Annotated in this window: 9 protein-coding genes and 1 pseudogene; 6 read left to right on the forward strand and 4 right to left on the reverse strand. The window is 66.3% G+C overall.

What is annotated here, in order from left to right; all coding sequences use genetic code 11:
* On the reverse strand, positions 1-621 hold a 621-nt coding region (locus tag C475_RS20150; RefSeq protein WP_161625231.1), incomplete at its 3' end, for an amidase family protein.
* Positions 621-956, reverse strand: a complete 336-nt coding sequence (locus C475_RS20155; RefSeq protein ID WP_152436555.1) for a hypothetical protein — start codon at positions 954-956, stop codon at positions 621-623. The genes C475_RS20155 and C475_RS20150, both read right to left, overlap by 1 nt.
* A 315-nt stretch (positions 957-1,271) precedes the next feature.
* Between C475_RS20155 and C475_RS20160 the strand changes: the two genes are divergently transcribed.
* A complete protein-coding gene (locus tag C475_RS20160; RefSeq protein WP_006885754.1) occupies positions 1,272-2,054 on the forward strand; it encodes a DUF429 domain-containing protein in 783 nt (260 codons plus the stop codon).
* 206 nt (positions 2,055-2,260) lie between these two features.
* On the opposite strand, the gene C475_RS20165 is transcribed toward C475_RS20160, so the two are convergent.
* On the reverse strand, positions 2,261-2,827 hold the full coding sequence (locus tag C475_RS20165; RefSeq protein WP_006885755.1) for a helix-turn-helix domain-containing protein: 567 nt from the start codon (positions 2,825-2,827) through the stop codon (positions 2,261-2,263).
* Between the two features lie 148 nt (positions 2,828-2,975).
* Between C475_RS20165 and C475_RS24730 the strand changes: the two genes are divergently transcribed.
* Positions 2,976-3,242 carry a hypothetical protein gene (locus C475_RS24730; RefSeq protein WP_204366201.1) on the forward strand — a complete coding sequence of 89 codons (267 nt, stop codon included), beginning with the start codon at positions 2,976-2,978 and terminating at the stop codon, positions 3,240-3,242.
* A gap of 158 nt (positions 3,243-3,400) precedes the next feature.
* Here the strand turns inward: C475_RS24730 and C475_RS20170 are convergent, their stop codons facing one another.
* The gene (locus C475_RS20170; RefSeq protein ID WP_049931070.1) at positions 3,401-4,816 is read right to left on the reverse strand and encodes a sensor histidine kinase; all 1,416 of its coding nucleotides are present in this window, start codon (positions 4,814-4,816) and stop codon (positions 3,401-3,403) included.
* A 162-nt stretch (positions 4,817-4,978) separates the two neighbouring features.
* On the opposite strand from C475_RS20170, the gene C475_RS20175 reads away from it, so the two are divergent.
* The 4 genes and pseudogenes from C475_RS20175 to C475_RS20190 all read left to right on the forward strand — a co-directional run.
* Complete coding sequence (locus C475_RS20175; protein WP_006885757.1) at positions 4,979-6,937, forward strand: ABC transporter ATP-binding protein; 1,959 nt, start codon at positions 4,979-4,981, stop codon at positions 6,935-6,937.
* Between the two features lie 184 nt (positions 6,938-7,121).
* Complete coding sequence (locus C475_RS20180) at positions 7,122-7,355, forward strand: hypothetical protein (RefSeq protein ID WP_006885758.1); 234 nt, start codon at positions 7,122-7,124, stop codon at positions 7,353-7,355.
* A 132-nt stretch (positions 7,356-7,487) separates the two neighbouring features.
* Entirely contained in the window at positions 7,488-8,588 is a 1,101-nt protein-coding gene (locus tag C475_RS20185; RefSeq protein WP_006885759.1) for an AI-2E family transporter, read from the forward strand.
* Between the two features lie 100 nt (positions 8,589-8,688).
* Positions 8,689-9,241, forward strand: a pseudogene (locus tag C475_RS20190) (radical SAM protein); the annotation flags it as partial.

Genomic DNA, 9,241 nt, shown 5'->3' on the forward strand with positions numbered 1-9,241 from the left:
CCTGCTGATCGCGCCGTACGTCGGTCGCAGTCCCGACAGCCCGCAGTTGCCCGACGGGGAGAAGATCGATCCCCAGGTCTCCGAGCCGACCGAGAAGCCGACTAATCCGGCGGCGGTCGCCGCGCCCGGACCGCTGGAGGATCCGCCGCTCCACACGTCGAGGTTCCAGGGCGTGTAGGCGGTCCCGGTGAAGCTCATCGCGTCCGGCGAGTACCCCATCCCGCCGGCGAGCTCGACCATCGCGAGCTTCGCGACCAGCACCGCGCCCGCCTCGTCGAACCGCTCGACGATCTCGGCGTTGTAGTCGAACTCCTGGTCCCGGTAGGGCGCCGCGCCCCACGTCGTCTCGTAGCCGTCGACCGCGACGAGGTCTTTCAGCCCGTAGGGGATGCCGTGCAGCGGCCCGCGGTCGACGCCGTTGGCCAGCTCCGCGTCGGCGCGGTCGGCGTACTCAAGCGCCCGGTCCTCGGTCGTCGTCACGACGGCGTTCAGCTTCGGCCCGATCCGCTCCAGTCGGTCGAGATACGCCGCTGTCAGCTCCCGCGAGGTGAACTCGCCGGCTCTGAGCTTCTCGGCCAGCTCGGGCACCGTGTCGAACAGATCCTCGTCGGTGACCGGCATCAGTCCCACGACCCCCGGTAGGGCTCGAACCGTAGCGCCATGTCGTCGCCGTTGGCCAGGTCGGTCTCGTCGAGCGCCTGGGCGGTGGCGATGTTACCGGCGACCTCCTCCTCCAGCGCCGAGAGGTCCTCCTCCGTGAGCGCGTCGCCGTACTTGGCCTCCAGGTACGACAGCAACGCCTCGGTCCCGACCGGCTGGTCCTGACCCTGCTCGGCCAGGTCGGCCGGGCTCGTCATCGACGGTCCGCCGCGGGTCTCGACCGACGCCGGGGCCGACTCCGCGGCCGCGCCGCCCGCGGTCGCACCGACCGCACCGAGAGCTGTGAGTAGCTGCAACACCGACCTCCGACCGATCATATGTCCACCTCTATCCACACTTTCGCCACTACTATCTCTGCTTCCGATTTTTTCTACCACGGTTGCGCGACGTTGGTAACGAAAACCCACGGATAATGCCTTCGGGGAAGGGTGTTTTAGGACGGGGTGACGTATTATGACCTCATATCGATCCGAGCGCAACGCCGACGGGCGCCTCGCGCCTCTCTCCCCGACATCGCTTCAGTTCCGCGAGGGAGGGCCGGCTGGTCGCGGTCGCCCCGTAGCCGGTCCGGAGGCCGAACCTTCATATCGGGCGAGTGAGAGACGGGTGGTATGGGTTCGCGTGTCCTGGGCGTGGATTTCAGCGGTGCGGCGGACGCGGGGCGCTCGCTGTGGCTGACGGAGGCGCGGTCGACGAGGGACGGGCTCGTCGTCGACGACTGTTACAGCGCGGCCGACGAGTGGGGCGTCGACCGCGAGCGCGCGCACGCCGGCCTCCGCGAGCGAGCGACCGACTTCTCGGTCGTCGGGCTGGACTTCCCGTTCAGCCTGCCTCAGGCATTGCTCGACGAACACTGCGGCGGTACCTGGCTGGGCCTGGTCGGGTGGCTGACCGGCGACGGCCCGGACGACCCCGACGGCTTCGCCTCGACCTGCCGGTCGACCGCGCGGGCCTACACAGGCGACGGCACCGCGCAACTGCGCCGAGAGACCGACCTCCGGCGGGCGGCGCTGTGCCCGTACGACTCGATCGTCCAGTACCAGACGTTCCACGGGATCCGCAACGTCCTCGCCGGACTGGCCGACGACCCCGACGCGGTCGTCGCCCCCATGCAGCCGGGCCTCGCGGACACGCGCGTCGTCGAGGTGTACCCCGCGGCCACCTTCGGCTGGCTGGGCCTCTACCGCGAGGGCTACAAGGGCGACCACCGCGAGCGCCGCGCGACCAATCTGGAGGGGATCGAGGCCTGTAGCGTCGACATCGGCGAGTTCCGAGACACCTACGAGGGCAGTCACGACGCGCTCGACAGCCTCGCCGCGGCCGTCTCCGCCGGTCGCGTCGGCGCCGACCCGCCCCGCCACGGCCCTCGTGAGGAAGGGCACATCTACGTCTGACCGGTCGGGCGCACGAACGCGACCGAGGCGACCTCGGCGCTTCGACAACCGTACATTGATGAGATTTAGATGGTCCGATCTGATGTCGGCGAATTCTGATGTTTTTTGCTGTATACAAAATATTGATCATACGTTCAGAACCCAGTGTAAGTTCTTTCTGAACTAATTTCCCGTGGACAAATTTAAATAGTTAGTCAGAACTCCGGCTACTCATTTTGAAAAAGATCCGCTGGGATGATGCTCCAGACGAACCGGTTCACGGCCGCCTGTAACGGTGAAAGGAACGTTACAATAACCCCTGCCAGGAAGGACCCTGCGGCGATAACAAAATAAGATGTGGTCGGAATAACGGACTCACGAGTTATTCCTAACGAGAACCCTACAAAAAACGCGAAAATCACGAGTGCTGAGAGTATTAAAGCGAATCCTATGATCGCCATCGTACCTGGGGCCGTTTCTGAGTGTTTCTTCAACAGGTTCCAGAAGTCAGCGTAGAATCTTTTGACTGCAGTAACTCCTTCAGTGCTGGCTGGATTGTGGGCATCCGTATTCCAAACGAACGTAGTCTGGTCCTCATGGCGGTCGAGCCACCCCTCGTTGACCATCTTGCTGGTATGATTACTAACGGTCGTGTTCGAACGGTCTACTTTTTTCGCAAGCTCGTCCTGAGTGTACTGTCGGCCAGGATGGGTGTACAGCATCTCCGCGATCTCGAAGAACGTCTCGCCTTTTTCATCAAACTCGTTGCAGAATTCGTTAGGAATTCGCACCATTACATCGTGTAAAGGAAGCGGGAAGTAAAAGCGTTGAGTAGGGGGTTTACGGTGATAAGTCCCCCCTGTGATGGCTGTAAACTGGGGGTATAGGGAATATGAACGGCCTTTTGGTTTATTACATTCTTCACACCATTATCCGTTCGCGATGTCAGACCAGCAGGAGAGAGCGCGACAGCAAACATCGATGCACAGTGTAAACACGAATGCGAGCGGGGCACAACGGGGACAGATTTCGCCCCGGTTCATACTCGGGGTGTTCGTACTCATCGTCATCGCAGGACCACTGGCCAATGCTGCCATCGATATCCAATCTTCGTTGGCCTCAACCCCGGCCTTTTCGTGGCTCTCGGCTGGCGTGATAGCTATACTAATTGTTGCTGCGATTATCGCGGCTGCGTTGGGAGAAGAGTAACCAAATTAGAGAACTGTATAAGAGATGGTTGGAGATGTCTGAGAAATGCGAATGTGCGCTGTATCCTGCACGCTGTACCTGATAGCTAGTAATTCGTCCGAGTTCCAAAACGGAGAAACAGAGTCCACTAAATCATCAGTTGATGGCTGACGAGCCACTCACGCGTGCTTGGGCAGCGTGACCGTGAACACCGAGCCGGTCGGCTCGCCGTCCACCACTTCGATCTCGCCGCCGTACTGCTCGACGAGCGTGTGGGCGAGGTAGAGTCCGATCCCCGTGCCGGGGCTCTCGGGCCCCATCTCGCCCTTGCCGAAGATCGAGTCCTTCTGGCCGTCGGGGATGCCGGGGCCGTTGTCGGCGAAGCGGACGGTGACCTCGGTGGTCGATACCTCGACGGTGACGCTGACCTGCGGGTCGGCCGAGTCGTTGTGGCGAACGGCGTTGCTCAGCAGGTTGCCGAACACGGACGACAGCAGTTCGTTCGCTCTGACGGCGACCGACGGGATCGGGCGCTCGACCGTAACGGACAGGTTGTCGTGCCGGCGGTCGGCCTTCTCGATCTCGTCGTCGAGGATCTGCCGGAGGTCGATCCCCGTCAGTGAGAACTCCGCGTCGCTGCCGATCGAGTCGACGAAGTCGCGGGCGATCGTCGTCAGCTCGTCGATGTGGTCGCAGGTGTTCTGGATGCGCTCGACGTACTCCCGGCCCTCCTCGTCGTCGACGAACCGGTCGATCCCGTCCGCCCAGGCGAGCAGTAGCTGGATGTCGTTGTTGATGTCGTGGCGCACGAGCCGGTTGATGACCGCCAGCTCCTCCGTGCGAGTCTCCAGTTCGCGCTCGCGGCGCTTCTGCTCGGTGATGTCGCGGGTGATGAGCTGAAAGGAGTTTGCCTCGCTGCCGACGCTGACCGGGGCGGCGACGTTGTGGAAGTGCCGGACGCCGAAGGTGTCCTGGAAGGTGACGGCCGACCCCGCAGTGAGCGCGCGTCGCCCGTGTTCGATCCGGCTCGCCGCCGTCTCCTTCGGGAGCACGTCCGAGAGGTGCGTCCCGGTCAGCTCCGAGCGGGTGGTGTCGAACGAGCGTGCGGCCGCCTCATTGGCGGCCGTGATCGTCCCGTCGACGGCGACCTGCGTGATCTCGTCGGGCGTGTTGTTGACCAGCAGTTCGTACTTCTCGTTGGCGCGGCGCTGGGCGACGACGTTCTCGATGCGGTTGGCCAGCAGCTGTAGCTGCCCCTCCTCGGCGATGTCGTCCTTCCGGAGGTAGTCGTCGACGCCGGCGCCGATCGCCCGGCTGGCCGTCCGCTCGTCGCCCTGTCCGGTCAGCAGGATAAAGGGGAGGCCGTACTCCGCGTGGACGCGCTCGTACAGTTCCAGGCCGTTCAGTCCGGGCATCTCGAAGTCGCTGACGACGCAGTCGACCGAGCGGTCGGCGAGGGTCTCTAGAGCCTCTTCGCCGTCCTCGGCCTTCCACACCGAGACGTTCTCCGCCTCCCCTAGCCGGTCGGAGACGATCGTGCGAAAGAAGCCGCTGTCGTCGACGAGCAACACGTCGATCGACGACGAGTCCATCATACGAACTCATCCGAGACGAGGGTGTTATAGCTGACTGCCGGATTTTCGACGGCGATAATCGAACCGCTCCGTTCGGTCGGGGGCCGGCCGAGCCGAGGGCGGTGAACCGGCGCGCCCGACCGCAAGCCCGGGATACTTGAGTGCGGAGTCGAACGCGGTGGTATGAGCGACGAACACGGGGGGTTCGAGGGGATCCGCGAGAACCTCGACCGTCACCCGATGCTCCAGCTGTTCGGCTACGCGACGCCGTACTGGCCCAGGTTGACGGTCGGCGTCGTCGCGTCGTTCCTGACGCGGTTCGCCCGGCTGGTCCCGCCGATCATCGTCGCCGCGGCCATCGACCGCGTCCTCCTGAACAACGGCGAACCGGGCCTGCTGACCCAGGCCGGGCTCCTCCCGAGCGGCGCGATCACGAGCGAGGCCGCGAAAGTGGCGTTCCTTCGGCGGTTGGTCGTCCTCGCCGCAGTCGCCTACGTCGTCAGGTCGGTGAGCCGCTTCGTCTCGCGATACCTCCTGCAGTCCTCGGCCCAGAAGATCCAGCGCGACCTGCGCAACGACACCTACGACCACCTCCAGCGCCTGTCGATGGACTTCTTCGCCGACCACCAGACGGGCGGGATGATGTCGATCCTCAACAGCGACATCAACCGCCTGGAGTCGTTTCTCAACACCGAATTCCGCCAGTTCATCCGCGTCGTCGCCACCGTCGGCGGCATCGCCGTCATCCTCTCGACGTACTCGGTGAAGCTCGCGCTCATCGCGCTGGCTCCGGTGCCGATCATCGGGATCGCGAGCGGCTACTTCCTCACGTGGATCGAGCCGCGCTACCGGTCGATCCGCCGGACCGTCTCGCGGCTCAACACCCGCCTGGAGAACAACCTCAGCGGGGCCGCGGTCATCAAAGCCTTCGACCGGTACGGCTTCGAGCGCGAGCGCGTCGAGGCCCAGAGCCAGACCTACCACGACGAGAAGGTCGCCGCGTTGCGGATCCGCCGGGCCTTCTTCGCCGGCCTGCGCCTGCTGACCGGCGTCGTCTTCGTCGCCATCCTCTACGTCGCCGGGATGGACTTCATCGCCAACCCCGAGAGCGAGGCGGCCCTGAGCGCCGGGACCTTCGCCGTCTTCTTCCTCTATCTCCGGCGGCTGTACTCGCCGATGCGCCGGGTCGGCAAGTCCGCCAACAAGTACCAGCTCGCCAAGTCCAGCGCCGAGCGGGTGTTCGGCCTGCTCGGTCGCGAGCCCGCTATCACCGAGCCCGCCGACCCCTACGAGCCCGAGTCGATGGACGGGAGCGTCGCCTTCGACGACGTGACGTTCGCGTACGATTCGGAGCCGGTCGTCCGCGACGTGGATCTAGAGGTCGAGGCGGGCGACACCGTCGGCCTCGCGGGCCCGACCGGCGCCGGCAAGTCGACACTGCTGAAGCTCGTCCCGCGGTTCCACGACCCCGACGAGGGAGCGGTCCGCGTCGACGGGACCGACGTGCGCGAGTACCGCCTCCAGACCCTGCGCGACCACGTCGCCGTCGTCGAACAGCAGCCGTACCTCTTCTCCGGGACCGTCGCCGAGAACATCGCGTACGGCGACCGCGAGGTGCTCGCCGGCGAACAGCGACGCGCCCGTGAGGACGACGGTGGCGACGAACGAGCGCGCGCAGACCGTCGGCGCGCGGCGGACGCCGAGGCCGCTCGCGAGCGCGTCCGCGAGGCCGCCGACGCCGCCGAGGCCCACGCCTTCATCGAGGGTCTGCCGGAGGGCTACGACACCCAGATCGGCGAGCGCGGCATCAAGCTCTCGGGCGGCCAGCGCCAGCGGGTCGCCATCGCTCGCGCCCTGTTGAACGACCCCGAGATCATCATCTTCGACGAGGCGACCAGCGACGTGGACACCGAGACCGAGGAACGCATCCAGGAGAGCCTCGACCGACTGGTCGAGGACCGAACCGCCTTCGTCATCGCTCACCGGCTGTCGACCATCCGGGACGCCGACAGCATCGTCGTCATGGACGAGGGCCGGGTCGTCGAGCGCGGGTCCCACGACGACCTGCTCGTCGACGGCGGTGACTACGCCGACCTCTGGTACGCCCAGGCCGACGAGGGACCGGTCAGCGCCGACGACTGAGCGCCGCGGCCGTTCGCGGGACGCGGGCGACGCGGCGCGGGCGACGGCTCACAGCTCGCACCCGTCGCTTGCCGTCCCCTTGCGTGCTCGATACCGAGGCGTGCGCGCTCGTTCCTCGCCGGTTCGTTGCCGCGTTGGCTCCCCGGAGGAGACAGCTATACGCTTCGGGGGGAAACCGCCATCTATGGCCACCCAGTCGGAGCGAGGGGTCGACCGCGCTGAGATCGAACGGCTCGCGAGGCGTCTGGACGCCCAGGAGCGCCAGCTCGAACGCGTGCGGAACGCGCTCAAGGGCGTCGCGACCGAAGTCGGCGGGCTCTCCGTGAGCGGTCCGTGCGACGGATGCGAACGGAGCCTGCTGCTGGTTCGGGAGGGGCAGATCTTCTGTCCCCGCTGTCGGGGCGGCGCGACGCTGTAGCCGTCGGCGACCGCCGGCGAACGAACGAGACGGCTGGGGCGCGAACAGACGAGCAGTGACGGACCGAGCGCACTGACTGGTTCGCCCGCACCCATCACCGAACTAATGTATCAGGCCGTTGAATCGGGGGCTATGTCGGATGGTCCCCAACCGCCGGCCTGGCTCGTCGAACAGCCGGGGCTGACCGCCGTGGCGCTGGTGAGCGTCGTCCTCGCGCTGTCGGTGTTGCTCCCGTACCTCCAGTTCGTCCTGTTCGGCGTCGTCCTCGCGTACATCCTCTATCCGCTCCAGCGACGCCTGGAGCGGCACGTCCGCCCGATGGTGGCGGCGATGGGCGTGGTCGTGGCGACGCTGCTCGTCGTCCTGCTCCCGCTCGCTTACGTCCTCACGGTCGCCGTCCGGCAGTCGTTCGGGGTCGTCCGGTCGATCAGGCAGGGCGAGATCGATGTGGGAACGATCGAGCAGCTGTTCGAGACCAACGGTTACGCGGTCGATCTGGTCGCCCTCTACGAGGCCAACCAGGGTCGGATCGCCGCGGCCATCCGGGAGGTCACGAACGGCGCGGTCGACCTCGCCGGCAGCCTTCCGGGCCTGTTCATCGGGCTGACCGTCACGCTGTTCGTCCTGTTCGCGCTGTTGCGCGACGGCGAGCGGCTCCTCGAGTGGGTCGAGTGGGTGTTGCCGGTCCCCGACGAGGACCTGGCCGAACTCCGCGCTGGACTGGACGATCTCATGTGGGCGTCGGTCGTCGGGAACGTCGCCGTCGCGGCCATCCAGGCGGTGATGCTGGGCGCCGGTCTCTTCGTCGCCGGCGTCCCGGCCATCGTCTTCCTCACGGTCGCCACCTTCGTCCTGACGCTGCTCCCGCTGGTCGGGGCCTTCGGCGTCTGGATCCCCGCGGCGGCGTACCTCGTGGCGGTCGGACGCCCGCGAGCCGGCGCGGCGCTCGCCGTCTACGGCCTGTTCGTCACCTTCTCGGACTCCTATCTCCGCCCGGCGCTGATCGGCCAGACCGCCGCGTTCAACTCCGCGATCGTCATCGTCGGCATCTTCGGCGGGCTCGTCGCCTTCGGCGCCGTCGGGCTGTTTATCGGTCCCGTCGTCCTCGGCGGCGCGAAGCTCGCCCTCGACTGTTTCGGCCGCGAACAGGCCGGAACGTCGCCCGAGGAAGCGAGCATCGAACAGACCGACGACGGGGCCGGCGCCGCCGAGGGGAAGGCGGACGCGGGGTGAGTGCCCGCCGGGGACGGTCGACCGCGGGGGTCGGCCGCGCCGGCATCGAGGAGTGGCCGAAAAAGATAGTTTATACCCGTCGAGCCAGTACCGAGGGCCTATGACCACCGACCCCGCGACGCTGGACGTGACCATCGTCGACGGGTACGTCGACGAGCCGGCTCATTTCGGCGTGCCGCCCTACATCTCGACGTACCCCCGGTACACCGCGGGGGCGCTCGTCGACGCCGGCGTGCCCGAAGGACGGATCACCTACCACACCATCGACGGCCTGCGCGACGACAAGCGCCGCTGGGCCGACGTGGCCGACGCCGACCTGCTGATCTACGTCGGCGGCATGACCGTCCCCGGCAAGTACGTCGGCGGCACCCCGGCCGAACCCGACGAAGTCCGCCGACTCACCTGGGAGGCCGACGGCACGACCCTCCTCGGGGGCCCGATCCGCTTCGGCGTCGGCGAGGAGAACAAGGGCGCCGAGGAGACCGAACGCGACGACCTCGATTACGACTTCGTCGCGAAAGGCGACGTGGAGGCCGCCGCCCACGACCTCGTCCGCGAGGGCCTGGAAGGGTTTTCCGACCGGATGCGCGACAACGAGGAGATCAAGCGGTGGGCGCGAGCGGGCGCGTTCGTCGTCGAGCAACACCCCAACC

It is taken from the genome of Halosimplex carlsbadense 2-9-1 (genome assembly GCF_000337455.1).
In the GTDB taxonomy this organism is placed as follows: domain Archaea; phylum Halobacteriota; class Halobacteria; order Halobacteriales; family Haloarculaceae; genus Halosimplex; species Halosimplex carlsbadense.